Source organism: Pseudomonas putida, assembly GCF_001941965.1.
Taxonomy (GTDB): domain Bacteria; phylum Pseudomonadota; class Gammaproteobacteria; order Pseudomonadales; family Pseudomonadaceae; genus Aquipseudomonas; species Aquipseudomonas putida_L.
In genome coordinates this window covers 271,776-297,403 of the sequence record NZ_MKZO01000067.1, presented here as the reverse complement: position 1 = coordinate 297,403, position 25,628 = coordinate 271,776, and the positions used below count along the sequence as shown (strand labels likewise).

21 protein-coding genes are annotated in these 25,628 nt (G+C 66.3%); 2 read left to right on the top strand and 19 right to left on the bottom strand.

Annotated elements, in window-relative coordinates:
- Positions 1 to 247: 247 nt before the first annotated feature.
- Positions 248 to 655, bottom strand: a complete 408-nt coding sequence (locus PSEMO_RS28905) for an ExbD/TolR family protein (RefSeq protein WP_075806289.1) — start codon at positions 653 to 655, stop codon at positions 248 to 250.
- Positions 656 to 921: 266 nt separating this feature from the next.
- Between PSEMO_RS28905 and aphA the strand changes: the two genes are divergently transcribed.
- The gene (gene aphA, locus PSEMO_RS28900; protein ID WP_081430355.1) at positions 922 to 1,563 is read left to right on the top strand and encodes an acid phosphatase AphA; all 642 of its coding nucleotides are present in this window, start codon (positions 922 to 924) and stop codon (positions 1,561 to 1,563) included.
- Between the two features lie 125 nt (positions 1,564 to 1,688).
- Here aphA and PSEMO_RS28895 read toward each other — a convergent pair whose 3' ends face one another.
- The 5 genes from PSEMO_RS28895 to PSEMO_RS28875 form a co-directional block, all read right to left on the bottom strand.
- Positions 1,689 to 2,951, bottom strand: coding sequence for an NAD(P)/FAD-dependent oxidoreductase (locus tag PSEMO_RS28895; protein ID WP_075806287.1), 1,263 nt, complete (start codon positions 2,949 to 2,951; stop codon positions 1,689 to 1,691).
- A gap of 3 nt (positions 2,952 to 2,954) precedes the next feature.
- Positions 2,955 to 4,532, bottom strand: a complete 1,578-nt coding sequence (locus tag PSEMO_RS28890; RefSeq protein WP_075806286.1) for an aldehyde dehydrogenase (NADP(+)) — start codon at positions 4,530 to 4,532, stop codon at positions 2,955 to 2,957.
- A gap of 59 nt (positions 4,533 to 4,591) precedes the next feature.
- Positions 4,592 to 5,539 (bottom strand): dihydrodipicolinate synthase family protein, encoded by a 948-nt coding sequence (locus PSEMO_RS28885; RefSeq protein WP_075806285.1) that lies wholly within the window; start codon positions 5,537 to 5,539, stop codon positions 4,592 to 4,594.
- A gap of 139 nt (positions 5,540 to 5,678) precedes the next feature.
- On the bottom strand, positions 5,679 to 6,605 hold the full coding sequence (locus PSEMO_RS28880) for a 4-hydroxyproline epimerase (protein ID WP_075806284.1): 927 nt from the start codon (positions 6,603 to 6,605) through the stop codon (positions 5,679 to 5,681).
- 61 nt (positions 6,606 to 6,666) lie between these two features.
- The gene (locus PSEMO_RS28875) at positions 6,667 to 8,289 is read right to left on the bottom strand and encodes an APC family permease (RefSeq protein ID WP_075806283.1); all 1,623 of its coding nucleotides are present in this window, start codon (positions 8,287 to 8,289) and stop codon (positions 6,667 to 6,669) included.
- A gap of 447 nt (positions 8,290 to 8,736) precedes the next feature.
- Between PSEMO_RS28875 and PSEMO_RS28870 the strand changes: the two genes are divergently transcribed.
- Entirely contained in the window at positions 8,737 to 9,516 is a 780-nt protein-coding gene (locus PSEMO_RS28870; RefSeq protein WP_075806282.1) for an AraC family transcriptional regulator, read from the top strand.
- 155 nt (positions 9,517 to 9,671) lie between these two features.
- Here the strand turns inward: PSEMO_RS28870 and PSEMO_RS28865 are convergent, their stop codons facing one another.
- From PSEMO_RS28865 to PSEMO_RS28805, 13 genes are all read right to left on the bottom strand, one after another.
- Positions 9,672 to 11,906 carry a tetratricopeptide repeat protein gene (locus PSEMO_RS28865; protein WP_075806281.1) on the bottom strand — a complete coding sequence of 745 codons (2,235 nt, stop codon included), beginning with the start codon at positions 11,904 to 11,906 and terminating at the stop codon, positions 9,672 to 9,674.
- Positions 11,907 to 11,954: 48 nt separating this feature from the next.
- The gene (locus tag PSEMO_RS28860) at positions 11,955 to 14,462 is read right to left on the bottom strand and encodes a fused MFS/spermidine synthase (protein WP_075806280.1); all 2,508 of its coding nucleotides are present in this window, start codon (positions 14,460 to 14,462) and stop codon (positions 11,955 to 11,957) included.
- 89 nt (positions 14,463 to 14,551) lie between these two features.
- Positions 14,552 to 16,126 carry an arylsulfatase gene (locus PSEMO_RS28855; RefSeq protein WP_075806300.1) on the bottom strand — a complete coding sequence of 525 codons (1,575 nt, stop codon included), beginning with the start codon at positions 16,124 to 16,126 and terminating at the stop codon, positions 14,552 to 14,554.
- A 69-nt stretch (positions 16,127 to 16,195) separates the two neighbouring features.
- Positions 16,196 to 17,203 (bottom strand): HAD family hydrolase, encoded by a 1,008-nt coding sequence (locus PSEMO_RS28850; protein WP_075806279.1) that lies wholly within the window; start codon positions 17,201 to 17,203, stop codon positions 16,196 to 16,198.
- On the bottom strand, positions 17,200 to 18,225 hold the full coding sequence (locus PSEMO_RS28845) for a BatD family protein (protein WP_075806278.1): 1,026 nt from the start codon (positions 18,223 to 18,225) through the stop codon (positions 17,200 to 17,202). Before PSEMO_RS28845 ends, PSEMO_RS28850 begins: the two co-directional genes overlap by 4 nt.
- Positions 18,222 to 19,733, bottom strand: a complete 1,512-nt coding sequence (locus PSEMO_RS28840) for a VWA domain-containing protein (RefSeq protein ID WP_075806277.1) — start codon at positions 19,731 to 19,733, stop codon at positions 18,222 to 18,224. Before PSEMO_RS28840 ends, PSEMO_RS28845 begins: the two co-directional genes overlap by 4 nt.
- Complete coding sequence (locus PSEMO_RS28835) at positions 19,723 to 20,718, bottom strand: vWA domain-containing protein (RefSeq protein WP_075806276.1); 996 nt, start codon at positions 20,716 to 20,718, stop codon at positions 19,723 to 19,725. The genes PSEMO_RS28840 and PSEMO_RS28835 overlap by 11 nt, the downstream gene beginning before the upstream one ends.
- Positions 20,705 to 21,184, bottom strand: coding sequence for a DUF4381 domain-containing protein (locus PSEMO_RS28830; RefSeq protein ID WP_075806275.1), 480 nt, complete (start codon positions 21,182 to 21,184; stop codon positions 20,705 to 20,707). The genes PSEMO_RS28835 and PSEMO_RS28830 overlap by 14 nt, the downstream gene beginning before the upstream one ends.
- Positions 21,181 to 22,131, bottom strand: coding sequence for a DUF58 domain-containing protein (locus tag PSEMO_RS28825; RefSeq protein ID WP_075806274.1), 951 nt, complete (start codon positions 22,129 to 22,131; stop codon positions 21,181 to 21,183). Before PSEMO_RS28825 ends, PSEMO_RS28830 begins: the two co-directional genes overlap by 4 nt.
- Before the next feature lie 10 nt (positions 22,132 to 22,141).
- Positions 22,142 to 23,119: an AAA family ATPase gene (locus tag PSEMO_RS28820; RefSeq protein ID WP_075806273.1), complete on the bottom strand. Its 978-nt coding sequence runs from the start codon at positions 23,117 to 23,119 to the stop codon at positions 22,142 to 22,144.
- Positions 23,120 to 23,348: 229 nt separating this feature from the next.
- Positions 23,349 to 23,606, bottom strand: a complete 258-nt coding sequence (locus tag PSEMO_RS33960; protein ID WP_256721251.1) for a hypothetical protein — start codon at positions 23,604 to 23,606, stop codon at positions 23,349 to 23,351.
- 296 nt (positions 23,607 to 23,902) lie between these two features.
- Positions 23,903 to 24,640: a DUF2092 domain-containing protein gene (locus tag PSEMO_RS28810; RefSeq protein ID WP_075806271.1), complete on the bottom strand. Its 738-nt coding sequence runs from the start codon at positions 24,638 to 24,640 to the stop codon at positions 23,903 to 23,905.
- Between the two features lie 12 nt (positions 24,641 to 24,652).
- Complete coding sequence (locus tag PSEMO_RS28805) at positions 24,653 to 25,519, bottom strand: transporter (protein WP_372239147.1); 867 nt, start codon at positions 25,517 to 25,519, stop codon at positions 24,653 to 24,655.
- Between the last annotated feature and the right edge of the window lie 109 nt (positions 25,520 to 25,628).

Here is a 25,628-nt window from a genome sequence, read left to right as displayed (position 1 = left end):
GTTCAGAGCGCCTTGAAGGCGGAGCTGAAGATCACCCCGAAGTACGACGAAAGCACTGTCGAGGTGGCGTTGATCGATCCGGCTGCAGATCAGCCGGATCGATCAACGCCACCTCGACAGTGCTTTCGTCGTACTTCGGGGTGATCTTCAGCTCCGCCTTCAAGGCGCTCTGAACGGCCACCGCCAACAAACAGATCGCCGGCAGGCACGCGAGGAATTTTCGCGATTTGAACAGGGCCGACATGACTTACAACTTGCGCGTAGCGATGGAGACGGAAGAGAAGCCATTGCTCTTGAGCAGGTCCATCACTGCCACGAGCCGACCCACTTCCACGTCCTGGTCGCTGTTGAGGATGATCACCAGCTTCTCGCTGCTGTTCTCCAGGGATTTGAGCTGACGGACCATTTCGTCTTCAGGCAGGTCCTGGCCGTCCAGCTGCAGGCGATCGTTCAGGCCCAGGGTGATCACCGCCTTGTTCTGCGGCTTGAGTTGCTGGGCATGGGCGGCGCCGGGCAGCTGGGTCTTGATGCCCAGGGCCGGGATCACGTTCAGGCTGATCAGCACGAAAAACACCAGCAGGAACATCATCACGTCGATCATCGGAATGATCTCGATGTGCAGGCGTTTTTTCTTCGGTTCTTCCCAACTGCGCATTGCGGTGGCTCTCCCACGATTTCCTGGATTGTGAGAGCCCCGTCACGGAATTTCCGAAAGCTGTCACTGATGTCAGGAACAAACTATGGGCAGAAAGTTACATTTTGATTAAGTGGCGAAATGCCAGATGAAATTCCAGGGGTGCACTGGTTTGGTGCCGATTAATCAAGGGTTTCGTCAGTAGGTGACTGGGCGGTCAGAGGCTGAAACATAATTGACATTGCTGTCAGGTATGAAGGTTCGCGTCTTTCAGTCTGGAGGTTTCCGTGGGTATTTCCCGTTACACCCTGGCGGCCGTGCTGGCCGTTTCCCTGCTGGGTTGTTCGCGCCCGGCGCAGCAGCCCGAGGTGCACTGGATCAGCGTCGAGCAGCTTTCCGCTTCGCTGGCCAGGGAAGCGCCGATGGCGGTGGGTTTCGATATCGACGACACCGTGCTGTATTCCAGCCCGTGCTTCTACGAGGGCCAGCAGAAGTATTCGCCGGGCAGCAATGACTACCTGAAGAACATGACGTTCTGGACCGAGACCAATGCCGGGTGTGATCGCTACTCGATTCCCAAGGATGTGGCGCGGGCGTTGATCGCCGAGCATCAGCGGCGCGGGGACAAGGTGTATTTCATTACGGCGCGGCCCAGGACCGAGGGCGAGCAACTGACTGCGATCCTGCAGCAGACCTTCGCCATCAAGGACATGCAGCCGGTGGTGTTCACTTCCGGGCCGGAGAAGGCGCGGTTTATCCGTGAGCTGGGGCTGAAGGTGTATTACGGGGATTCGGATACCGATATCAGTTCGGCCAGGGAAGCGGGGGCCAGGCCGGTGCGGGTGATGCGGGCGAATAACTCGACCAATTTGCCGCTGCCGGTGAATGGCGGGTTGGGGGAGGAGGTTTTGCGGGATTCGATGCACTGAGTCAGGCAGCAGATCACTGTTGTTGCTGATGGCCCTATCGCTGGCAAGCCAGCTCCCACAGGTTCTGTGTGCGCCGCGAAACCTGTGGGAGCTGGCTTGCCAGCGATGAGGCCCTCAAGAACACCTCAGAAACGGTCCAGTCGGTAGGGCTCAAGGTCAGGCAACCCCTCCACCCCAGACCCCATCAAGCCACCGATCATCTCCGCCGTCACCGCCGCCTGGGTCAGCCCCAGGTGCTGGTGCCCGAAGGCCAACAGCACCCGCCCGTCACAGACCCGGTCGATCACCGGCAACGAGTCCGGCAGCGATGGCCTGAAGCCCATCCACGGCGTGGCATCGCGGGCATCCAGTTCCTGCTTGAACAGCCCCTTGCTGAGCTTCTGCAACTGCCAGGCCCGGGCCATGTTCGCCGGCCGCTCCAGCCCGGCGAACTCCACCGTACCCGCCAGGCGCAAGCCTCCGGACATCGGCGTCATGATGAACTTGCGCTCCAGCGAGGTGACCGCGAACGGCAAACGCCGGTGCTCATGGGGCAGCATCAGGTGATAGCCACGCTCGGTATCCAGCGGCACCCGTGTGCCGGTCAGCGCCTCGGTCAATCGCGCCGAATGCGCGCCGCAGGTGACCAGTACCCGTGGCACATCCAGCTCGCCCTGGTCGGTGGCGAGGGTGACGCTGTCGGCCTTCAACCGCGCACCCTGCACTTCGCACTGAACGAAGCGCACACCCGCGGCCAGCGCCGCGTCGTACAACGCCGTCACCGCCTCATGCGGATCGAGAAAATGCCCGGTGGCGGGGAAGAACAGCCCACCCTGCAAATGCTCGCTCAACTGCGGCGCCGCCTGGCGCACGGCATCCGCCTGCCAGCGTTGCACCGGAACGTTCTGCGCCAGCATGCGCGCTTGCAGGGCGTCGAGGGCCGGCGCGGATTCCGGTTTTTCGTAGACCAGCAGCGAGCCGTCCTCCTGCAGCATTTCACTGCGCCCCAGCGAACCCAGCACGCGCCGCCAGGCCCCGAGGCTGGCCTCGTTCAGCGCGCGAATCCCGGCCACGCTGCGGCGAAACGGATTCGAACGCAGGTTGAGCAACAGGCGGACGAACCACGGCATGGCTCTGGGCAGGTATTTCCAGTCCAGGCGCAGCGGGCCCATGGGGTCCATAAGCATCGCAGGCAAGCGCTTGAGGATCGACAGGTCGGCGATGGGAAACACCTGCTCGGTGGCCAGGTGCCCGGCATTGCCGAACGAGGCGCCCATGCCCGGTGCCTGGCGGTCCAGCAGCACCACGCGTTGCCCTTGTCTTGCCAACTGCAGGGCACAGGCGACGCCGACGATGCCGGCGCCGATCACGGCGATATCCAGGTCACTGGAAGGGAAGGTCGTGAGCATGTTTCAGGCTTCTCTCTGGCCATCGAGCAGCCGCCGCAGGTGCAGCGGGTTGCCGTGTTGCAGGGCCGTCGGCAGCAGGCTGTCGGGGAAGTCCTGGTAGCACACCGGGCGCAGGAAGCGCTGGATCGCCGCAGTACCCACCGAGGTGCTACGCGGGTCGGTGGTGGCCGGGAACGGACCGCCATGGACCATCGCATCGCAGACTTCCACCCCGGTCGGCCAGCCGTTGACCAGCAGGCGTCCGGCCTTGCGCTCCAGCACCGGAAGCAGGGCGCGGGCCTGGTCGAGGTCGGCATCATCCAGGTGCAGGGTGGCGGTCAACTGGCCTTCCAGGTGCTCGGCGACCTCGCGGATCTCGGCCTCGTCCTCGCAGGTGACCACCAGCGAGGACGCGCCGAAGACTTCGGCCTGCAGGCTCGGGTCGCCGAGAAAGTCCCGCGCGGTGCTGACGAACAGATGGGTCTGGCACTGGTTCGGGCCGTCGCTGGGCTTGCCGGCGGCAGCAGTTTCGGCGTTCGGGTTGGCCGCCAGTGTTTCGATGCCGTTGCGGTAGGCGCTGTAGATGCCCGGGGTGAGCATGGTCTGTGCCGGGCTCTGCCAGATGTGCTGGGCGGCATTGGCGATGAAGCGGTCAAGGTCCGGCCCCTGGCGGGCGATGACCAGCCCGGGGTTGGTGCAGAACTGTCCGGCGCCCTGGTTCAGCGAGGCGACGAAGCCTTGCGCCAGCGCTTCGCCGCGGGCGCCCAGGGCCGCCGGGAAGAGGAACACCGGGTTGATCGAGCTCATCTCGGCGTACACCGGGATCGGCTCGGAGCGGGCCTGCGCCGCCTGGCACAGGGCGATGCCGCCGCTGCGCGAGCCGGTGAAACCGACGGCCTTGATGCGTTCGTCGCAGACCAGGGCGATGCCCACTTCACGGCCGGAGCCGTAGAGCAGGGAGAACACCCCTTCCGGCAGGTCGCACAATTGCACCGCGCGGGCCACGGCCTGGCCGACCAGTTCGCTGGTGCCGGGGTGGGCGCCGTGGGCCTTGACCACCACCGGGCAGCCGGCGGCCAGGGCCGAGGCGGTATCGCCGCCGGCCACGGAGAAGGCCAGGGGGAAGTTGCTGGCGCCGAACACCGCCACCGGGCCCAGCGGCACCTGGCGCTGGCGCAGGTCGGCGCGGGGCAGGGGCTGGCGTTGTGGCTGGGCGTTGTCGACGCGCACGTCGAGCCATTCACCGGCGCGCACGGTGCGGGCGAAGGTGCGCAACTGGCCGCAGGTGCGCCCGCGTTCGCCCTGGATGCGCGCGCGCGGCAGGCCGCTTTCGGCCACGGCGCGGTCGATCAGGGTATCGCCGAGGGCTTCGATCTGCTCGGCGATGGCTTCGAGGAAGCGCGCGCGGGCTTCCAGCGAGGTTTCGCGGAACCGGTCGAAGGCCGCCCAGGCCAGGGCGCAGGCCTGTTCCACCTGCACGAGGGTGCCGCCCGGATAGACCGGATCCAGCGCTTGGTTGGTGCTCGGGTCGACCGCCCGGATGGCTTCGCGGCTACCGGTTACGGCCTGTTGGCCGATGAGCATTTTGCCTGTCAGGGTCATGGCGCCTCCTGGAAAAAGAATTCGGGGCCGGCGGCGTGCCGCCGGCAAAACAGCGGGGATCAGACCAGGTTGTGCGCGCTCGACCAGGTGGCGAACCACTGGCGGAACAGGTCGTACTGGGTCTTCGCATAATTGCGCTGGGCGTCGCTGAGCACGTCGGTTTCGTTGAAGTGCAGGGTGTATTCCAGGTCGCCGTTGAGGACCATCAGGTACTTGTAATACAGCACCAGGTCGCAGCCTTCGTCGAAGGACGACAGCACCTGCAGGGCCTCGGACAGCTCCAGCGCGCGGCTGCGCGCAGCGGCGTCGCCCTTGGCGGCTTTTTTGCTCAGCTCGACCAGCAGCAGGATTTCCCGCGGCAGGGCGTTGCCGATCCCGGTGATGGCGCCGGTGGCGCCGCAGTTGACGAAGCCGTGGACCACCTGGGTGTCGACACCGGCCATCAGGACCACGTTCTCATCCTGAGAGGTGATGTGCTCGGCGGCATAGCGCATGTCGGCGGCACCGCCGAATTCCTTGAAGCCGATCAGGCTGGTGTACTTGCGGCGCAGCTTGAAGAACAGTTCGGCGCGGGTGGCGAAGCCGTAGTACGGGCTGTTGTAGATCACGGCCGGCAGGTTCGGCGCGGCGTCGAGGATGGCGGCGAAGTGGGCTTCCTGGGCGGCCGGCGAGGCGCCGCGCGACAGTACCCGGGGGATGACCATCAGGCCGTGGGCGCCGACCCGGGCGGCGTGGGCGGCATGGGACACCGCTTCCCGGCTGTTGACGGCGCCGGTGCCGACGATGGTCGGCACGCCGGCGGCGACCAGGCGGGCCACGCCTTCCTGGCGCTCGGCCTCGGTCAGCAGCGGCCAGTCGCCCATGGAGCCGCAATAGACCACGGCGCTCATGCCGGTCTCGATCAGTTCCTTGGCCTTGCGCACCAGGGCGTCGAAGTCGGGCTTGCGGTCGGCGGTGCAAGGGGTCATCAGGGCGGGGATGGTGCCGGTGAAGATGTTGCTGGTCATGGTGGTGGTCCTTTGGTTTTTTCAGTTAGGGGGTGGGCTTGAGGGCCTCATCGCTGGCAAGCCAGCTCCCACAGGGTCTTGTGTGCGCTGCTGGACCTGTGGGAGCTGGCTTGCCAGCGATTGCGATCAAAAGGGCAACTCAGATACCCCAGGCAAACGCATCCGCGTCATCGATCAGCAAGGTGCTGTCGGCGGTCATGAAGGCTTGTCCGGTGATGAACGGGCGAATCCGCTCGCCGTCCTGTTCGAAGCGTCCTTCGAAGCGGCTGCCGGTGATGCTCGCCTGGATCCAGGTCTGCCCGGCCTGCAACTTGCCGTCGGCCGCCAGGCAGGCCAGCTTGGCGCTGGTGCCGGTGCCGCAGGGCGAGCGGTCGTAGGCCTTGCCCGGGCACATCACGAAGTTGCGGCTGTCGGCCTCGGCGTCGTCGGCGAACAGTTCGATATGGTCGATCGGCGCGCCGTCTTCGCCGGTGATGCCCTGCGCTTCCAAGGCCCGCAGCATCTTCCAGGTCAGGTCGCTCAGGCGCTCGACGTTGTCCAGGCGCAGCGCCTGGCAATGCTCGGAAACCAGGAAGAACCAGTTGCCGCCCCAGGCGACATCGCCGAGGAAGCTGCCGTAGCCCGGCACCGCCACTTCCACCTGCTGGCGATAGCGGTAAGACGGCACGTTGCCCACGGTGACCCGGCCATCCTCATGCAGGGTGGCGCTGACTGTTCCCACTGGCGTGTCGATCCGGTGCTCGCCCGGCTGGATCAGGCCCAGATGCTGCAGCGAGTTGACCAGGCCGATGGTGCCGTGGCCGCACATGCCGAGGTAGCCGGCATTGTTGAAGAAGATCACTCCGCAGGTGGCGTCCGCCGAGACCGGCGCGCAGTACAGCGCGCCGACCAGTACGTCGTTGCCCCGTGGTTCCAGCAGGCAGGCGCGGCGCCATTCATCGTGCTGTTCGCGCAGCGTGTCGCGTTTCTGCGCCATGCTCGCGCCGGTGATCTCAGGGAAGCCCTTGAGGACCAGACGCGTGGGTTCGCCGCCGGTGTGCGAGTCGATCACATGGATCCGTTTCATGAAGCTGTCCCCTTCTTGAAGTGGTTGTGGTGGTTCACGCAGCGTTGAGCAGGCGCCGCGCTCAGGACATCTGGGTACGGGCGCCGCGCGGGTGCGGTACATGCTGGGGTTCGGCTTCGCTTTCGAGGTCCTCGGCATCCAGTTGCACCAGGTGCGCCGGCACGCCGGTCGCTGCCCCCCAGTAGTAGATGCCCAGGGCACTGAGGGCGACGACCACGGTATCGAACGGATGGGTGATGACCCCGATCCCGCCGAAGCTGCCCAGCCAGGAGAGCAGGATGGTCACGGCGTAGAAGCCGATCAGCCAGGCCGAGGAGCGCACTTGCTGGGCCAGGGTCAGGTGCATGGTCGGGACGAAGCGCCCGCACAGCAGGTAGATGACGAACATCAGGATCTGCAGGCTGAGCAGCCAGGACACGGTTTTCCAGCCGGACCAGTAGACGATCAGCGCCGCGATGATGAACGACAGCGGGCCGAGCAGGCCCATGCGCTTCACCTTGAACGGGCGCACCAGCTCAGGGGCGTTGCGGCGCAGGGCGGCGACGGTGACCGGGGCCACGGCGTAGCTGAGGATCAGCGCGGCGGAGACCACGTTGATCAGCGCTTCCCAGGACGGGAACGGCAGGGTCCAGAACACCGACAGGCCGAAGGTCAGCCACAGCGCCGGACGCGGGATGCCGGATTTCTCGTCGATACGGGTGAAGATGCTGAAGAAGGTCCCGGTGCGGGCCCAGCCATAGACCACGCGCGGGGTGGCGTTCATGTAGATGTTGCCGCAGCCGCTCGGCGAGATCACCGCGTCGGCCACCACCAGCCAGGCCAGCCAGCCGACGCCCAGGGCGATGGCGATATCGCGATACGGCAGGGCCAGTTCCTTGGTCACCCCGGCCCAGCCGTTGGCCAGCATCTCGGTGGGCACGCCGCCGAGGAAGGCGATCTGCAGCAGGGCGTAGATGGCGGTGGACAGCAGTACCGAGAGGATCAGGGCAATGGGGATGGTGCGTTGCGGGTTCTTCACTTCCGAAGCCACCGAGATGATCGGGGTCAGGCCCAGGTAGGCGAAGATGATACCGCCGGCCGACACCGCCATTTCCACGCCGGACAGGCCGAACGGGGCGAAGCCGTGGGAGGTGAAGTTGTCCGGCTTGAAGAAGGTGAACAGCACGCCGATCACCAGCAACGGCACGATGAACTTGAACACGCTGACCAGGTTGTTGGACTTGGCGAAGGTCTTCACGCTGTTGTAGTTCAGCACGAAGAACAGGCACAGCAGGCCGAACTGCACCAGCCAGCCGAGCAGGGTCGGGTCGCTGGAACCGGCCTTGGTCAGGTCGGGAAACCAGGCCGCGGCGTACTGGCGGGCGGCGACTACCTCGATGGCGACCAGGCTGGAGAAGGCGATCAGGGTGATGAAGCCCATCAGGTAGCCGAGCAGCGGGCCGTGGGAATACACCGGGTAGCGCACCACGCCACCGGCCCGGGGCAAGGCCGCGCCCAGTTCGCAGTAGACGATGCCCAGCAGCAGCACGGCGAAGCCGCCGAGCAGCCAGGAGAAGATCCCGGCGGGACCGGCGATGGCGGACACATGGCTGGCGGCGAACAGCCAGCCGGAGCCGAAGATGGCGCCGAGTCCGATAAAGGTGAGGTCTATCAATGAAAGTTGTTTCTTGAACTTGCCTGACATGGGGTCGCCTTCTTGTGGGTTATTGGATAGGCAGAATGAATGTCGGTGTTGCTGTTCTTTCTTGTTGAGAATCCCTGTTCGGGAGTCATGGCGCCTGGTGGATGGAGACACACTTCTCCAGCACTTCGCCGCGTGCCCGCCGACGCAACTGCGCTGCGCCGGCAATGCCTTGCCCGACATCCGCCACAGCAATTCGACGACTCAGGCAATGCCGATACAGTGAACTCATCGACGCCCCGGCGCTTGATGGTTTTCTCCAGCAGGCATGACGAAATCGGCATAGTTAGGAAATTTCGACAAGGTTCTTCGGAAATTTCTGAAGCGTTGCAGGCCACGTCCCATAAGGTCTGGCGCGGTGCTCGACACGTCGCTTCAGCTGCGGCAAGCTGGTGGCCGGCTTGCAGTGCGAGCGGATTTTTACCAGTCGGTCAGGAACCGGAGGCCCCCGTGAACCCCAATGCATTCGCCATCCTGTGCCAGGGCAACGAGCAGCACCGGCCCAATAACATCGAAGAATTGTTATCAGGGCTGGCGTTCTTATTACCGTTGTTCGATGCCATTCCCAATGCCACGATTTTTATCAAGGACTTGCAGGCCCGTTATTTATTGGCCAATGCGGCGCTGGTGCAGCGCTGTGGTCTGAAAAGTTTGAAACCGATATTGGGCAAGACCAGTGCCGAAGTCTTTCCGGCGCAGTTCGGGCCCGGATATACCGACCAGGATCGCCGGGTGCTGGAAGAGGGGCGGGTGCTGGAAGATCAACTGGAACTGCACTTGTATGGCTCGCGGGAGCCGGGTTGGTGCCTGACCCACAAGCGGCCGTTGTTCAACCGGGTGGGAGAGATCATTGGCCTGGCGGGGGTCTCGGTCGACCTGCAATCGGCCAGTTCCGGGCATCCGGGCTATGAGCGGCTGGGCGCGGTGGACGAATACATCCGCAGCAACTTCCATCGTCCGGTGCCTCTGAGCGAACTGACCCGCATTGCCGGGATTTCCGTCGCGCAACTGGAGCGCTACTGCAAGCGGGTGTTCCACCTCACGCCCCGGCAGATGATCCACAAGGTGCGCCTGGAGCATGCGCATCGGTTATTGCTGACGGGGCTGCCGATCACCGAGGTGGCGTTGCAGTGCGGGTATACCGACCACAGTGCGTTTACCCGGCAGTTCAAGCAGTTGACCGGGTTTACCCCGAAGCAGTATCGGCGGGCGATGGGGTTGGGGGATTGAGGCGTCGCGCTCTCGGTCAAGGTTCCTCGCAGTGACATGGATGGTGCCTGGTCTGGCCCCATCGCTGGCAAGCCAGCTCCCACAGGGATCGCATGCGCCGCCGACCCTGTGGGAGCTGGCTTGCCAGCGATGAGGCCATCAGCGACACCAACAACTCACGACCTCGGCCGCAACATCGGATCCTCCGGATTGATCGCCCGCAACGCCTCGATCAGCCCATTGGCCTTGTCCACCTCACCCGCCTGTTGCAAGTAGTGCATCAACGCCAGCCGGACCTCGCGGTTGTAAGGCTGCTGTTCCAGGCTCTTCGACAATTGCTCCAGCGCCGCGCCACGCTGGCCCTGGTCATGCAGCGCCACCGCCAGCACATAGCCGAACCCGGCATTCTGCGGCGCCAGCGCCACCGCCTTGCGCAGGGCCTTCAGCGCTTCGTCCCGCTGCCCGGCACGCACCAGCGCCAGCCCCTTGGCGTGCTGCAGCAACGCCGAATCGGGATGCCGCGCCAGCCCGTCATCCAGCAACTGCCGCGCCTCGGCCTGCTGCCCCCGCCCATCCAGCCATTGCACCAGCGCCACCCGCGCCGGATCGAAGCCTTCGTCGCGCAGCAGCGCCGTGCGCAGATAGGGTTCGACCTGATCGACCCGCCCGGTCGCGCGGTAGAGCATCGCCAGGTTGACGTTGGCCTCGGCCCGCTCCAGCAGGCTCAACTGCACCTGTTCGTATTCGACCAGGGCCTTGTCGAAGTCGGCGCCCAGCCCGGCATTGCGTGCCGGCAACAGGGCATAGGCGGTGGCGGTACGGACCGCACGGATCGGGTCCTTGAGCAGTGGTGCCAGCGGCTGCATCCGCTGTTCGGCGGGCAGCAGCGCGGCCAGGGCTTCCACGGCCGCCACCCGGACCTGCGGCCCGTCGTTGCGCAGATCCCTTGAAGCCAGATCAAGGGCGCGCTGGCTCGGATAGTTGGGCAACTCGGCCAGCAGCGTGGCACGCCGAATCGCCGGCAGGTCATTGCGTTGCAATTGCTCGAACAGCGCCGCCGCCGCGCCGGGCTTGCCGCTGCGCAGGGCATCGAGACTTTGTGTGTAGCGCTGGGTCGGACTGTCGCCCAGCAACGCCCAGGCCGCTGCCGGGATGGTGAAACCATGGTCATGCCGCCAGTCATTGACCATGTAGAACTTGCCCGGCATATGGCAATCCACGCACTGCGCGCCCGACTGCCCCGGCACATCCTTGTAGTGCTCCGGCGTCTGGTAGTCCCTGGCCTTGAGACCACTGCCATCGACCCCGGCCACGCCGGTCTTGCCCGCTGGGTTGTGGCATTGCAGGCAGACCCCGTTGCCCTCGGCCCGCAGCTTGGTGCTGTGGGGCTCATGGCAGTTGCTGCAACGCACGCCCTTGACGAACATCTTGCTCTGGGTGAATGAGCCGTACTCGAACACTTCGTCCTTGATCTTGCCGTCGAGCGCGTACAACTCGCGGGTCAGGCGACTGGGCAGGAAGTCATCCATCAGCCGGTGGCTGTTGTCATAGCCATCGTCCAGCGGTGCGCGACGCGCATGGCAGCGGGCGCAGGTTTCCACTTCCTTCAGGTTGTCGCCGCCGAGCAGGCTTTGCTGGAAGCCGGCGTGGTCCAGCGGGGTCTTTTTCGTCGCCCATTCCAGGTGATCCGAGGCCGGGCCATGGCAGGCCTGGCAGCCGACGCCGAGGCTGTGCCACTGGCTGGAGAAACGGTTGTCGGCGGCGCTGAAATTGCGCTTGAAACCGGTGGTGTGGCACTCCACGCACATAAAGTTGGCGTTCTGCTGCGGCTTGCTCCAGTGCAGCGGATTCCTGAAGTCGACGCCCTGGCCCGGGTACAGGTGGAACCACTTTTTCTTCTCGGTATCCCAGGCCACGCCCAGCGCCTGCAAGTGTCCGGCACCGGTATCGATCAGGTATTGCTGCAAGGGTTCGATACCGAAGGCGTAGGCCACCGGGAAGTCCTTCGGCTTGCCGTCGACGCCTGGCGTATTGACCCAGAAACCACCGTCGCGCTTGAAGAAGCGGGTGGTCTCGCGATCACTCTTGAAGGTGATATCGGCAAAGTCGCCGAGCACGGTGGCGTCGGTCGCGGCCTGCATCGCCAGTTGATGGTGGGAGCCTTTCCAATGCTCGACCTGCTGGCTATGGCAGCCCTGGCACTGGCCCTCGTCCACCAATTGCGGGGCAGGGCGCAGCGGCTTGGATTCTGCCACCGGCACGGGCTTCGGCGTCGCTACCGGCAGCGGCGCCGGCCCTCGATCCAGGGCGAACCAGGCACCCACCACGACCAGCAACAACAGCCCCGCCAGCGCCGGCCAGAGCGCGCTCCGGCGGCGTGGAGACGAGACCACATCAGGCTTTTTCGGCATGCGGTTTTCCGTATTTTTCTTCTAATGGGGCGTGTGCGTGACTCAGGGTTACAAGCCCAGGAACCAGCGATAATACGGATTTCCCGGGTCCTCCCGAAGCACTTCCGGCACTTGCCGGGCCCAGCGTTCGCGCTGGCCACGGTAGGCGGTCAGGCCCACTTCGTAGAAACGCAGCAGGCGCCGGCGCTGATCGGCGACCTGGAGCTTCAACAGGCTGTCGGCGTTTTCCAACGGGATCGGTGTACTCAGCGCCAGTAGCGCGGGCAGCACGCGGACGATTTCATCGCTGCGCACCCAGGGCGCGTACTCGATGCGGGGACGGTCGTCGGTCACCGCCTCGGCATCGGCGGCGAAGCGCTCCAGGCCATGGCGATCGGTGACCCAGGTCGCCAGCAGCGCGGCCGGCGAATCGACGCCCACGGCGGCCAGGCTGTCGCGGACCTCGGGTTGGTGCAGGCGTTCGCTGATGCGCGCCGCGTCCAGTTGCAGCGGTTGCAGCGAACCGACCAGCAACATCTCGTGGAACTCGCTGGTCCACAGCGAGGCATGGGGGAAGACATCGAGGAAGCTGCGCACCAGGGCACGGCTGTCGTCTTCATTCTGGGTCGGCAGCGGCAGCCACTGGGCGACGATGCCCTGTGCGTTCAGGCGTGCGGCGGCGAGCTGGTAGAAGTCCCGGGAATAGAGATTGACCACCCCGGCCGCCGAGGGCGGTGGCGGCTCCAGGGTAATCAGGTCGTAGGTCTGTGGGCTGGCCAGCAGTTCGCGACGGCCGTCGCGCAGGCGCAGGTCCAGACGCGGGTCGGCGATGGCGCCGTAGTTGCCCTGGAACAGCGGCGCCGCCTTGACCACCGCCGGCAGCAGCTCGGCCACTACCCGTTGTTCCAGCCCCGGATAGCGCAGCAGGGCCCCCGCGGTGATCCCGGTACCCAGGCCGATCACCAGTGCCGAGCGTGGCTCGCCATTGTGGATCAGCAGGGGCAGCAGGGCCTGCAGGCGCATGTAGCGCAGCGACGGCATGGCATCGCCGGTATTGGAAACACCCTGGATATACAGGCGGCGGAAGCTGCCCTGGCGTTTCTCCTGTTCGACCACGGCGACGGTGCCGCCGCGACCTTCCTCGTAGAACACCAGCGAACCGTTGCGCGCACCGGGAAGCAAATCAGCCAGGCGCTGCGGCGGGGTCAGCACGGCGAGAACGAGGCTGGCCAGGGCGATAGCGAAGACTGCCGCGCGTGACTTGCGCGCCACGCCCTGGGTGGCAGACACCGCCACCAGCGCAATCAGGCCGGCCAGTATCGCCAGCAAGCCGAGGCTGCGGACCAGGCCGAAGAGCGGCACCAGCACGAAGCCCGTCAGCGTCACCCCGACGATGCCGCCCAGGGTATTCAGGGCCACCACCGAGCCCACGTCGCGGCCCACATGCCCGCGCTCGCTGGCCAGGTGCAGGGCCAGGGGAAACGCTGCGCCCAGCAGGGTGGTGGGTAGCAGGACGATGCTCAGCGCGGCCACGGCGAAGCGTGCGCTCATGCCGCTCAGGGCGCTGCCGCCGAGGCTCAGTACCAGAGCCTCGGCCTGGGTTTGCAGGCTGACCAGCCAGCGCCCGAGGCCGGCGATTTCTCCCAGCGCCAGCAACCCGGCGGCCGCGATCAGCAGGGCGAAGCAGGCCCAGGGATCGCGCAATGTGTGGGCACGCCGGGCAATCAGCGCGCTGCCCAGCATCAACCCGGCCAGATAGCTGGCCAGGACCACGGCAAAAGCGAAGGCACGGGTGCTCATGAAGGGCACGATGGCCTGGGACCAGATCACCTCGTAGCCCAGCGCCACACCGCCGGCTACGGCGTACAACGCCAGGGCCAGGCGTGAATCACGACTGCGCGGGGTGGCGGTGTGAGCTTCGGCGAGCGGCGCCGTGGTCGTCTCCCGCAACCACCACAGGGCACCGGCGGCAGCCAGAAGATTGCCCAGCGCGGCGGCCTTGGCGCTGCCCAGAACACCCAGGTGAGGCAACAGGAAGAAGGCGGCAAGCAGGGTGCCGAGAATGGCGCCGGCGGTATTGGCCGCGTAAAGCTGGCCGCCGGCGCGCCCGACCACGGCGGTATCGCTGGTCAGGGCACGGACCAGCACCGGCAGGGTGCCGCCCATAAGAAAGGCAGGTATGCCCACCAACGCGAACGGCAACAGCCAGGCGAGGGGGCCGACCAGCGTCTGCAGGCGGGCGAACAGCCCGGCGCTGGCGCCGAGGGCCAGGGTCGCGGCCACGCCGAGCACGGCCACGGCCAGTTCGAGCAGGGCATACAGGCGCACCGGGCGCAACACGCGATCGGCGCGCCGGCCCAGCCACCAGCCGCCCAGCGCGAGCCCGGCGAAGAAGGCGCTGATCCCGGCACTGATAGCGTGTACCTCGACGCCCACCACCAGGGACAGTTGCTTGATCCACAGGACCTGATAGATCAGCGCCGCTGCCCCGGACACCACCAACAGGGTCGAGGCCAGGGGCAGGGCGGCGCGGGTGGCGCGGGTGAGGCGGGCGGTCTTGGCGGTGGCTGTCGGCATCGTGTCAGGAGCATCCGTGATTATCGATTGATTCCGGTTCCCTGTAGGCGCGGGCAAGCCACGCTCCTACAGGGCGCGTGGCAACTGCGCTATTTGGCTTGCTTCATCTTCTCCTCGATCTTCGCATCCACCTGCTTTCTCACCTGGTCGATGCTGAAGCTCGCCGGGTGCTGGCTGGGCGGATACTCGACGAAGGTTTCCAGGAACAGGCTGGCCTTCATGGTGGCGATCGCCGTGAGGTAGGAGTTCTTCACCAGCCAGTCGTTGTACTGGTCGGAAACGATGTCCGCACGCTCATACGGGTCCATCCTCAGGTTGAAGATCTTCGGCACCCGCAGGCACACCATCGGGTCCTGCCAGACCTGGAACCCGCCCGGCTGGCGCTGTTCGCAGAACACCGCCTTCCAGTTGCCCCAGCGCATCGCCACCAGGTCGCCGTCGTCGTTGAAGTAGAAGAATTCGTCCCGCGCGCCCTTGGGCTGCTGGCCGGTGAGGTAGGGCAACTGGTTGTAGCCGTCGAGGTGGACCTTGAAGCTCTTGCCACCGGCCGTCGGCGACCAGCCCTTGAGCAGGCTTTCCTTGACGTCCGTCACCCCGGCCGCCGCCAGCAGGGTCGGGAACCAGTCAAGCCCGGAGAACATCTCGTTGGACACCGTGCCTTCCTTGATCTTGCCCGGCCAGCGCACCATCGCCGGCACCCGGAAAGCACCTTCCCAGTTGGAATCCTTCTCGCTGCGGAACGGCGTGGTCGCCGCGTCCGGCCAGGAGAACTGGTTCGGCCCGTTGTCGGTGGTGTAGACCACGATGGTGTTCTCGGTGATTTTCAGGTCGTCGAGGGTTTTCAGCAGCTTGCCGACGTCGCCGTCATGCTCGAGCATGCCGTCGGCGTACTCGTTGCCGGGCATGCCGCTCTGGCCCTTCATCGAGTCGCGCACGTGGGTGTAGACGTGCATGCGCGTGGTGTTCATCCAGACGAAGAACGGCTTGCCGGCCTCCACCGATTTCTTGATGAACTCCTGGGCACCGGCGGTGGTTTCGTCGTCGATGGTTTCCATGCGCTTGGTGGTCAGGGCCCCGGTGTCCTCGATCTTGCCGTCGGCGAAGGCATGCAGCACGCCGCGCGGGCTGAAGTTCTTCACGTACGGATCGTTGGCGTCCTTGGGCCAGTACGGCCGCTCCGGTTCTTCCTCGGCATTGAGGTGGTACAGGTTGCCGAGAAATTCGTCGAAGCCGTGCTTGGTCGGCAGGTATTCATCCTTGTCGCCGAGGTGGTTCTTGCCGAACTGCCCGGTGGCGTAGCCCTGGCCCTTGAGCGCCTGGGCAATGGTGATGTCGCGGTCCTGCAGGCCCACCGAGGCCCCCGGCGCGCCGACCTTCGACAGGCCGGTGCGTAGCGGCGTCTGCCCGGTGATGAAGCTGGAACGCCCGGCGGTGCAACTGTTCTCCGCGTAGTAATCGGTGAACAGCATCCCTTCCTTGGCGATGCGGTCGATGTTCGGGGTCTGGTAGCCCACTACCCCGAGGGAATAGGCGCTGATATTGGTCTGGCCGATATCGTCGCCGAAGATCACCAGGATATTGGGCTTGTCCGCTGCGCCCGCGCCAGCACTGGCAAAGGCCACCAGCAGGGCGAGTTTCGGTCCCCATCTGCGTAAGCGTGTCATCCGATCTACCTCCATTTCGTCGTTGAGGCCGGGTGCTTTCCGGCCCATGAGTACCGCTTTGCTTCGTGGTTAGGGGGTTGGCTCCTTGCTTGGGTTGTCGAAGGGAAAGATCCGGCGCCAGTCGGCGGCCATGTCGACCACCGTCCAGCCGCGCTGGCGGGCTTCGTCCAGGGCCTTGTCGAGCCGGCCGACCGTCGACTGGCGGTCGTAGGCCCACTCGCGCCGGGCGTCGGTGTGATGCACCAGGCCCATGAAACGCGGGCCTGGGCCGGCGGCGGTCCACTGGAGCATTTGCAGGTCACCGTCGGAGTTGCCGAACGCGAGCAGGGGGCGACGGCCAATGATCGCGTCGATGCTTTCCGGCTTGCCCGGACCATCGTCGTTGTGCGCCAGCCTTGCCGTGCGCAGCAGCGTCGGCTTGCCGTCCACCCGGGTGAACTCGGTCACGAAGAGGGAGCCGATCACCTGTTCCGGCGGCACGCCGTAGACCTGTTCGGTAAAGGCGCGCATGAAGCCGCTGTCGCCGCCGGAGACGATGTACACCTTGAATTGCTGCTCGCGCAGGTAGTCCATCAGCTCCAGCATCGGCTGGTAGATCATCTGGTTGTAGGGCTTGCCGGTCCTGGGGTGGCGGGCCCGCTCGAACCAGGCCCGGGCCCGCTCCTCGAACACTTCGCTGCTCATCCCGGTATGGGTGGCGGCGATGATCTTCATCAGGCCGTCCATGCCTGCGGCCGCCAGCGCCTGCTGGTCGTTCTCCAGCACCGCGCGGAACGGCTGGGTGGTTTTCCACTCGGGATGCTGCGCAGCCATGCGGCGCACCTCATCGAAGGCGAACAGCACCTGGAAATACGCCGGCTGCTCGCTCCACAACGTGCCGTCGTTGTCGAACACGGCGATGCGCTGGGCCACCGGGACGAACTGCGGCGAGTCGTTGCGCGTGACTTCATCGACGAAGGATTGCAGCGCTGCCTTGGGTGCGCTGTCGTTCCAGGAGGGCAGGGCGTCGGCCTGAACGGGCCAGTACAGCAGCAACAAGGCCAGCAGTAACCAGCGGCAACGGAGAGTGCGGTTCATGATGACGTCCTGTGTGGCGTGGGATTGAGTGGGCGCAGTCCGTAGCGCACGCGTGCGGGGGGGCGTTGTCGCCACTGCCGCCACTGCTCGCGCAGCCAGGCGCCATGGCGGTGGACCAGGTAGCCGAGGGTGCCGACCATGAGCGCCAGCGTCAGCGCCGCAAGCCAATGTCGAGACAGGTGCAAGCGGCTTTCGCGGCCCAGGCGCTGGAGGTCTTCGCTGACCGAAAACGCCGGGGCCGCCGCTGGCGCCGCAACGGCGGAAAAGTCCACGGCGGGCACCTGTGCGCTGTGCAGGCGGTGATCGCGGCTGCTCCACCACTGCACCTCGATGGCCGGCAGGTGGAATGTGCCCGGATGCTCGATGCGGTAGCTGGCGCTGTCGATGCGCTGGCCGCTGAGGTCGTCGGGCGAGCTCAGTTGCGGTGTTTTCACGAAGCGACTGAGGCCCCGGACCTCGGCCAGGGGCGTGACCGGCAGCAGCAGGGCCAGGCTGTCGGTGGCGCGCAGGGTGACGCTGCGCACCAGGCTGTCGCCGACCTTGAGGCCCTCGAGCGAGCCTAGTGTCTGGCTCAATTGCACATCGCTGGCGACCAGCAGGTTGCGTCCTGCGGCCTGGGGCCAGTCCACCCTGAGTTGCAGCGGCTGGCTGCGGGCGCTCAGCAGGGCGACGGCATTGCCCGGCTGCGCGCTGATGACGAGGGCGGGAATCTGCACTTCGCCGGGCTGGCGCAGGGTCAGGCGCCAGGTGTAGCGCATGCCGAAGAAGGGCGTGCCGTCGAGGTTCAGGGTCAGGTGCTGGGCGCGCTCGTCTGGTGGCGTGACCACGACCCCCGGCAGGGCCAGCCCGGGCAGTTGCGGCGCGCTGGTGAACCAGCTGTCGGTCAGCACATCCACCTGCAACGGCACGGTCTGGCCGACCACGGCCTGGTTGCCGTCCGGCAGTTGGACCTGTACCCGTAGCTGCGGTGCGGCGCCAGCCGGGCCGAGGAACAGAAGCAGGAGCAGCGCGAACCGTCTCATTGCCCCTCCTTGGCCGTAGCATCCTGCAGGGCGAACTTGCGTTGCAGGAACTGCGCAGGCGAGGTGCTGAGGTTGTCCAGCCAGAGGGCATCCGAAGTGGCTTGTGGCGTCTGTACGTCCTTGCTCGCGCCCTTGCCGGCGGGTTTGTCGAAGGCGATCTGGTCGGCTTTGACCTCAGGGGCGTTGGCCGCCGCCGATTCGGCGTCCTTCTGCAGGGCCAGGACCAGCGCCAGGTTGTCCCGTGCCTCGGGGAAATCGGCTTGCAGGGCCAGGGCCTGGCGATAGGCGGCGATGGCCGGGTCGAACTTGAAGCGCCGGGCCTGGATATTGCCGATATAGAAGTACGCGGGCGCGGTGCGCAGACGGGCGAAGCTGCTCAGGGCCAGGTCGTAGTCGGCGGCGTTGTAGGCGGCGATGCCTTTCCAGTACAGGTCCTGGAAATCCCTGGCAGCGGCGGGGTAGTGATGCTGTTCGAAGGCCCGGCGACCTTGCTGGTCGGGCGTCAGGAAGGCATCCACCAGGGCGCTGGCGCGGCTGTCCGGGGCATTCAGCAGCAGCCCAAGCAACAACGCCGCGCTCCAGTTCAGGCTCCAGCCCCGGCGCACGCAGAAGAAGGCGATCAGCAGCAGCGGCCAGCACAGCCAATAACCGGCGTCCTTCCAGTGCAGCGCCGCGCCGTCTGCCGGGGCGGCCTGGAAATGCTGGCGGGCGTGGGCTTCGACCCAGTCGAGGTCGTCGTCGTTGGCAGTCAGGCTGCCCAGCGGCGCGTCCAGCGCCTTGCCCAGCCCTTCGAGGGCGCGGGTGTCGAGCCCGCCGGGCTGGCCGTCGGCACTGCCCACCGCGAGGATCAGCACCTGCAAGGACGGCGGCACCTTCAGGGTGGTGAACTGGCTGCTGTCGGCGCCATCGGTGACCAGCACCAAAGTGGCCGGGGCGTTGTCTGCCGCCAGCAGTTGCCGGCTGACTTCCAGCACCCCGGCGACATCCTTGCCCGGTCGCTGGATCAGTGAGCTGGACAGGGCTTGCAGATAGCTGTCGAGCAGGGCCGGGTCACGGGTCGCCGGCATGACCAGGTGCGCGCTGCCGGCATAGGCGATCAGCCCGGTGGCGGCCCCGCGACGGCGTTCGATCAGGCTGTGCAGTTTGTGCCGGGCGGCTTCCAGGCGCGACGGCGGGATATCGGCGCTGTCCATGGACGCCGACAGATCGAGGGCGAGGAGCATGGAGGCGCGGTCGTCGAGGAAGTTCGGGCGGTCCTGCTGCCAGGTGGGACCGGCCATGGCCAGGGCGCCGAGGACCAGCAGGGCGCAGGCCAGGTGTACCGGCTTCACGCCCCTGGCCTGCTGGCCATCGAGGCGCAGGTAGCGCAGCAGGTGTGGCGCGATGCGCACGCTATGCAGGCGCTGGTGCTGCTGACGGCGCCAGAACAGCGCCAACAGCGAGGCCGGCAGTAGCAGCCACAACCAGGCGGGGCGCAGGAAGTGCAGGGCATCCAGCTCAATGTCCATGGGCCGGCACCTCCCGTTCGTTCCAGCGCGCGGCCGCCAGCGCCAGTAGATGGAAGAGCAGGAACAGCAGCAGTGCAGCGCCCAGCGGCAGCCAGAACAGTTCGGTCCTGGGTTGGTGGCTGAGGGTCTTCACGGCATGCGGGGTGATCGCGTCGAGGGTGTGGTACACCTCGCCCAGTGCGGCACGGTCGCTGGCGCGGAAGAAGCGGCCGCCGGTACTGGCGGCCAGTTGTTGCAGGGTGCTCAGGTCCACCCGCGCTTCGGCCTGGGCCTGGGGATCGCCGATGCCGATGGTGTGGATCATCACGCCACGTTCGGCGGCGATTTCCGCCGCATGGGCCGGGGTGATGGCGCTGCTGGTGTCGTTGCCGTCGGTGAGCAGGATCAGCACTTTCTCCGGCTCGTTGGCCTGCTCCAGGATCTTCAGGCTCAAACCGATGGCATCGCCGATGGCGGTATTGGGGCCGGCCATGCCGACCTCGGTCTGCGCCAGCAGGAGCGACAGGCTGGCGTGGTCCAGGGTCAGCGGCGCCTGGGCGAAGGCGCCGCTGCCGAACACCACCAGGCCGAGGCGGTCCTGTGCACGTTGGCGGATAAAGTCGGCGACCACCGCCTTGACCGCGCTGATACGCGAGACCGGCTTGCCGTCCGTGCCGGGCATATCGACCGTGTCCATGGACTGGGAGATATCGATGGCCAGCATCAGGTCGCGTACCGGTTGCTGGTGCTCGATCGGCGGCTCGACCTTGACCGGCCGTGCCACGGCGAGGCACAGCAGGCACCAGACGACGATATGCAGGGCGAGCTGCCAGTGGTCATGGCGGGTGCCGGGCAGGTCGGGGCGCTGGCCGGTGGCCTGGCTGATCTCGTCGAAGAACGGCATGCGCACGGCACTGCGGGCTTCCTGCCAGGGCGGCAGGCGGCGGTAGCCGAGCAGCGGCAGGGGCAGCAGGAGCAGCAGCCAGGGGTAGTCAAGCTGCCACATGATGCTGCTCCACCCAGGTGCGGCTATGGCGCAGCAATTCGCGGGCGTCCATGGCCTGCAGTTGTGCTTGCGGGGCGTAGGCGAGTTGCGCCAGGCGCCGGGCGAAATCCTCCGGCAGGGGCGCGTCGGCATGGGCGACCAGGAAGGCTTGCCATTGGCTGTCCTGCAGCGGCGCCGCGGCAAGGCCGCCGGGCATGGACAGGGCCACGCGCTTGAGCAGTTCGGGCAGGTCGCGCAGGGCTTGCGGGTCGTCCAGGCGTCGTTCCAGGGCGTCGAGCTGGCGCAGGGCTTCGCGGCGATAACGGTTTTTCTGCCAGTGCCGCCAGGCGCGCAAGGCCCACACCAGCAAGGCGGCCAGCAGCAGGATCAGCAGTGCCGCCCAGCCCCAGGTCTGTGGCCAGTAGCTGACCGGGGCGGGCAGGGCGATCTCACGCAGTTGTTCAATATCCGGCACCTGGCGGGTCATGGCTGCAGCTCCTGCAGGCGGCCCAGTTCCAGGCGCAACTGCGCGCTGGCGGATAGCGCTGTGCTGAACATCATCAGTGGCACCTGGCTGCGCCGCAGCAACTGCGCGACCTCCTTGAGGCGCCCGCCGAGAAAGTCGCTCAGCGGTTGGCGGATACGCTGGCGTTCCATGGCCAGCGCGACCTGCAACTGGCCCTGGCTGATCACCAAGCGTCCGCGTTCCGGCAGGTCGAGGGCCAACGGGTCGTAGACCTGCAAGGCCAGTACATCGTTGTGCGCGCGCAGTTGGCGTAACTGCTTGAGCGTATTGTCGCCGGCGCCGGCGAAGTCACTGATCAGGCACACCAGATGATCGTGGCGGGCCACTTGCAGGCAGCGGCGCAGGGCGTCGTCCAGCGTGTGCGTGGAGTCGCCGGCCGGGACGTCGGCGGCCAGGCGCTGGTTGAACTTCACCGCGCTCGCACAGATTGCCTGGACCCGGGCGCGGCTGCGCAGGGGGGCGGTGCACTGGCAGTCCTGGTCGTCGAAGATCACCGCGCCGACCCGGTCGCCCCCCTTGAGCGCTATCCACGCGCAGAGTGCGGCCAGCTCGGCGGCAATGGCGGACTTGAAGCTGACCCGGGAGCCGAAGAACATCGACATGCGCTGGTCCAGCACCAGCAGCAAAGGGCGGTCGCGTTCCTCGGTCCAAGTGCGCACGATGGGCGTGCCGCTGCGCAGGCTGGCCTTGCAATCGAGATGGCGCAGGTCGTCGCCGGGCTGGTAGCGGCGCAGTTCATCGAAGTCCAGGCCGCGCCCGCGCAGGCGTGAGGCATGGTTGCCGGAGAGCAGGCTGGCGCGGGGCTGGCGAGGGTTGAAGCTGAGGCCGCGGGCAGCGAACTCCAGGGCCATCAGTTGGGCTAGTGAGACATAGACATGTCCGTCGGCGGACTGCTGTGGGGGCCCCATCGCTCGCTCCTCATGCCGGAATGGCAACCTTGGCCAGCAGGCGTTCGAGCACCGCTTCGGCGTTGATCCCGTCGGCGATGGCGTCGTAGCTCAATTGCAGGCGATGGCGCAGGACCGGGTGCAGCATGGCGCGCACATGGTCCGGGGTGACGAAGTCCTGGCCCTGCCACCAGGCCTCGGCGCGGGCGCAACGATCCAGGGCGATGCCACCGCGTGGGCTGCTGCCCAGTTGCAGCCAGCGGGCCAGGTCGCTGTCGTAGCGTTCGGGGTGGCGGGTGGCGTCGAGCAGGTCCACCAGGTAGCGGTCGATGGCCGGGGCGACTTGGATTTCGGCGATTTCCCGACGGGCCTGGAAGATCGTGTCCTGGGGCAGGGTAAAGCGGTCGCCGGCGCTGTTGCCGGGCGTGGCGGTTTCTTCCGTGCGCAGCATCTGCAGGACCTGGCTTTCGCTGTCCGGGGTCGGGTAGTCGAGCAGGACCTTGAGCAGGAAGCGGTCCATCTGCGCTTCCGGCAGCGGGTAGGTGCCTTCCTGTTCGATGGGGTTCTGGGTGGCGATCACCATGAACAGCTCGGGCAGGGCGTGACTGCTGCCGGCCACGGTGATCTGGCGTTCCTCCATGGCTTCGAGCAGGGCGGCCTGGACCTTGGCCGGGGCGCGGTTGATCTCGTCGGCGAGGATCAGGTTGCCGAACAGCGGGCCGGGCTGGAAGCGGATCTGGTTGCGGCCGTCGGCCTGTTGCAGGACTTCGGCGCCGGTGATGTCCGAGGGCAGCAGGTCGGGGGTGAACTGGATGCGGCTCATGCGCGCATCCAGGTGACGGGCCAGGGCCTTGACCGTGCGGGTCTTGGCCAGGCCGGGAAGGCTTTCGAGGAGGACATGACCGTTGGCCAGCAGGCCGACCAGGACCTGATGGATGACCGCGTCCTGGCCGAGGACGGAGCGGGCGATGGCGGCGTGCAGGGCCTTGAGGTCGGTGAGGGCGGTCATTAAATCGTCCTCCGGTTTGCGGCGATCCTTGTAGGAGCTGGCTTGCCTGCGATGGACCGCGCAGCGGTCCCAAAACCTGCCACGCCGTGTCTCTGGATAAATGCAGTCTTGCCGGCGCTGAGAATCCAAGCCTGCTCAGGGCAGGTATTCGTGCTGGATGGTTTTGGGACCGCTGCGCGGTCCATCGCAGGCAAGCCAGCTCCTACAGGGTCTCGGGTGTTCTTGAGGTTCACCATGGCGAAGCCACCACCACGAAGCTGATGCTGTTGCCCACGTATTGCGGCCGGTACCAGGTGGCGCCGCAGTGCTGGTAGGCCACGCCATTGGCCACCACCGAGACGCAGTCCGGCGGGACCGAACTGACTTGGGTGCCGATGGCAATGGCCGTCGCCGTGGTTGCCCCGATCACCGCGGCGGTCGCCCAGGGGTTGTACCAGTCGTCATGATGCGGCGGCGGTGGTGGTGGCGGTGGTGGGGGAGGCGGCATCGGGCCCGGCCCGGGACCCGGATGCGGACCCGGCATCGGGTGCGGTCCAGGCCCCGGCTGGGGATGTGGCCCGGGCCCCGGCTGCGGATGCGGCGCCGGCTGCGGGCGTGGCATGGGCTGCGGCTGCGGGTGATAGCTCGGCTGATACGCCGGCCTCTGGAAGCCACCCCCGCCCATGTGATGCGGCACTACGAAGCTGCGTCCGCCGCCTCCGCCACGCAACTGCCAGGCTTCCGCAACCGCGGGCACTACGAGGCAGGCCAGCAGGCCGAGGCTGAAGATCGAGCGCGTCCGCTTCATGGCCGTTCCCCCGCATCCAGTTGCACCAGCGGCACCGGCAGGGCCTTGGCCGGTGGCACGAAGGTGAAGGCGTCGGCCTTGATCGGCGAAGTCAGGTCCCAGGCGAAGCTGACGCTGTGCCGTGGCCGCTCGGCATCGTCACGCCGGGTGATCATCAGGCGGCAGGGCAGCGGCTGGGCGCCTTCGCGCACCCAGAGTTGCCAGTCGATCTGTGGCTGGCGATAGGCGTAATGCACGCAGCTCTGCCCATCGAGATGTTCCTTGCCGATGCTGTAGGCCGCGCTGATGCCGACTTCGTCGGCCGTCGTGGCACTCCAGCGGAACAGGTCGGCCAGCGGCAGTTCGATACCGTAACGCTCGCCGAGCAGGTCGAGCAGCTTGCCGATGCTGTCCGGCGCCGCTTCCCGGGTGTAGTAGTTCAGGTGCTGGTCGTAGAGCACGAAGTCCTTGCCGTCATAGAAGAAGCGCCGGCTGCTGCCGCCCCGGTCGACGTTGACGTAGAGCTTGTCCGGGCGCACCGCCAGGACTTGGGTGTGGTGCTGGAAGGCGACGGTCTGGCCGCTCTCCAGTTGCTGGTCGGTTTCGCTGCGGGTGCTCAGGCTGAAGCTGGGCAAGCCTTGCAAATAGCTGCCCATGGCGGACAGGGCCGCGAGGGCCGCCGGGTCGCGCTCGTCCGCCGCCTGGGCAAGGCCGGACAGGATCAGCAGGCTCAAGGCAGCATGACGCAGCTTCATCGGCGTACCTCCTTACCAGACGTATTGCAGGCGCAGGGTCCAGGTGTTCACATCCGGCGAGCCGGTGCGCTCCGAGACGGTGTCGGTGTAGGCCACCAGCCCGCCGAACTGCGGCGAAAGCATGAAGCCGAGGCTGGCGCCGAGCAGGGTGTTGGATTGCTTGTTGTCCTGGTCCACACCGTCTACCCGGGTTTCGCCACCGGTGCTGTAGGTGGCATCGAAGGACACCCACAGCGCCCGGTTGACGCTGTAGCTGTAGTGCCCTTCGAGGGCGTACAGCGGCTTCTGTTCCAGCTTGCTGTCGCCGAGGTAATCGTCGTTGTCGCCGTATAGCGAGACGTAGCCGTTGATCTCCAGCCAGGTCGGGCCGATGGGGTGGCCGAAGGCGATCTCCGGTTTCACCACCCAACGGTTGGCGCCGATATTGATCACCCGGTCCTTGTCGTAGTCGCCGTTGGGCAGGGTCACCCACAGGGCGCCGCTCATGAAGGTTTCCGGGGTCCATGTGGCGAATTCCTCGGCGGTCAGGGCCGGGCCGCCGAAGAAGTTGTGGGCGAAGACCACCTGGGTGTCGCCCATGCCGCCGTTGTGCTTGGTGCCGTCGAAGAAGCGTGCGTCATCGAAGGATGCGGAAACGTCGGCATACGGCTGGATCAGCTGGATCGCACTGTTGCGCCCGTCGATGGCGAAGCTGCGGGCATAGCGGAACAGGTACACATCGGCATTCAGCGACAGGCCGTCGATGGGCAGGGTGGTATCGATCGGGGTGTTGGTGTCGACCCGGTTGTAGTAGCCGAAGACCATGTTCAGGTCGATCGGCGTGTTCTGCCAGTCGCGGGCGTTATCGGCCAGGGCCGGGCAGGCGACGCCCAGTGCCATGGGCAGGGCCAGGAAAGATCGACGAATCCCCATACGATGTTCCTTGCAGTTGCAAATCATCGGCGAATGCACTTCGCGCGCTGTCATTAACCTGAACGGGCCTATTGGT

Bases quoted from the DNA above. Each gene is read 5' to 3' on its own strand.
- PSEMO_RS28825 (WP_075806274.1), bottom strand. From the start codon at position 22,131: ATGGGGCCCCCACAGCAGTCCGCCGACGGACATGTCTATGTCTCACTA.
- PSEMO_RS28810 (WP_075806271.1), bottom strand. From the start codon at position 24,640: ATGAAGCTGCGTCATGCTGCCTTGAGCCTGCTGATCCTGTCCGGCCTT.
- PSEMO_RS28895 (WP_075806287.1), bottom strand. From the start codon at position 2,951: ATGCTCACGACCTTCCCTTCCAGTGACCTGGATATCGCCGTGATCGGC.
- PSEMO_RS28890 (WP_075806286.1), bottom strand. From the start codon at position 4,532: ATGACCCTGACAGGCAAAATGCTCATCGGCCAACAGGCCGTAACCGGT.
- PSEMO_RS28860 (WP_075806280.1), bottom strand. From the start codon at position 14,462: ATGCCGACAGCCACCGCCAAGACCGCCCGCCTCACCCGCGCCACCCGC.
- PSEMO_RS33960 (WP_256721251.1), bottom strand. From the start codon at position 23,606: ATGCCGCCTCCCCCACCACCGCCACCACCACCGCCGCCGCATCATGAC.
- PSEMO_RS28850 (WP_075806279.1), bottom strand. From the start codon at position 17,203: ATGAACCGCACTCTCCGTTGCCGCTGGTTACTGCTGGCCTTGTTGCTG.
- PSEMO_RS28820 (WP_075806273.1), bottom strand. From the start codon at position 23,119: ATGACCGCCCTCACCGACCTCAAGGCCCTGCACGCCGCCATCGCCCGC.
- PSEMO_RS28905 (WP_075806289.1), bottom strand. From the start codon at position 655: ATGCGCAGTTGGGAAGAACCGAAGAAAAAACGCCTGCACATCGAGATC.
- PSEMO_RS28855 (WP_075806300.1), bottom strand. From the start codon at position 16,126: ATGACACGCTTACGCAGATGGGGACCGAAACTCGCCCTGCTGGTGGCC.
- PSEMO_RS28845 (WP_075806278.1), bottom strand. From the start codon at position 18,225: ATGAGACGGTTCGCGCTGCTCCTGCTTCTGTTCCTCGGCCCGGCTGGC.
- PSEMO_RS28880 (WP_075806284.1), bottom strand. From the start codon at position 6,605: ATGAAACGGATCCATGTGATCGACTCGCACACCGGCGGCGAACCCACG.
- PSEMO_RS28835 (WP_075806276.1), bottom strand. From the start codon at position 20,718: ATGTGGCAGCTTGACTACCCCTGGCTGCTGCTCCTGCTGCCCCTGCCG.
- PSEMO_RS28875 (WP_075806283.1), bottom strand. From the start codon at position 8,289: ATGTCAGGCAAGTTCAAGAAACAACTTTCATTGATAGACCTCACCTTT.
- PSEMO_RS28865 (WP_075806281.1), bottom strand. From the start codon at position 11,906: ATGCCGAAAAAGCCTGATGTGGTCTCGTCTCCACGCCGCCGGAGCGCG.
- PSEMO_RS28840 (WP_075806277.1), bottom strand. From the start codon at position 19,733: ATGGACATTGAGCTGGATGCCCTGCACTTCCTGCGCCCCGCCTGGTTG.
- PSEMO_RS28805 (WP_372239147.1), bottom strand. From the start codon at position 25,519: ATGGCACTGGGCGTCGCCTGCCCGGCCCTGGCCGATAACGCCCGCGAC.
- PSEMO_RS28885 (WP_075806285.1), bottom strand. From the start codon at position 5,539: ATGACCAGCAACATCTTCACCGGCACCATCCCCGCCCTGATGACCCCT.
- PSEMO_RS28830 (WP_075806275.1), bottom strand. From the start codon at position 21,184: ATGACCCGCCAGGTGCCGGATATTGAACAACTGCGTGAGATCGCCCTG.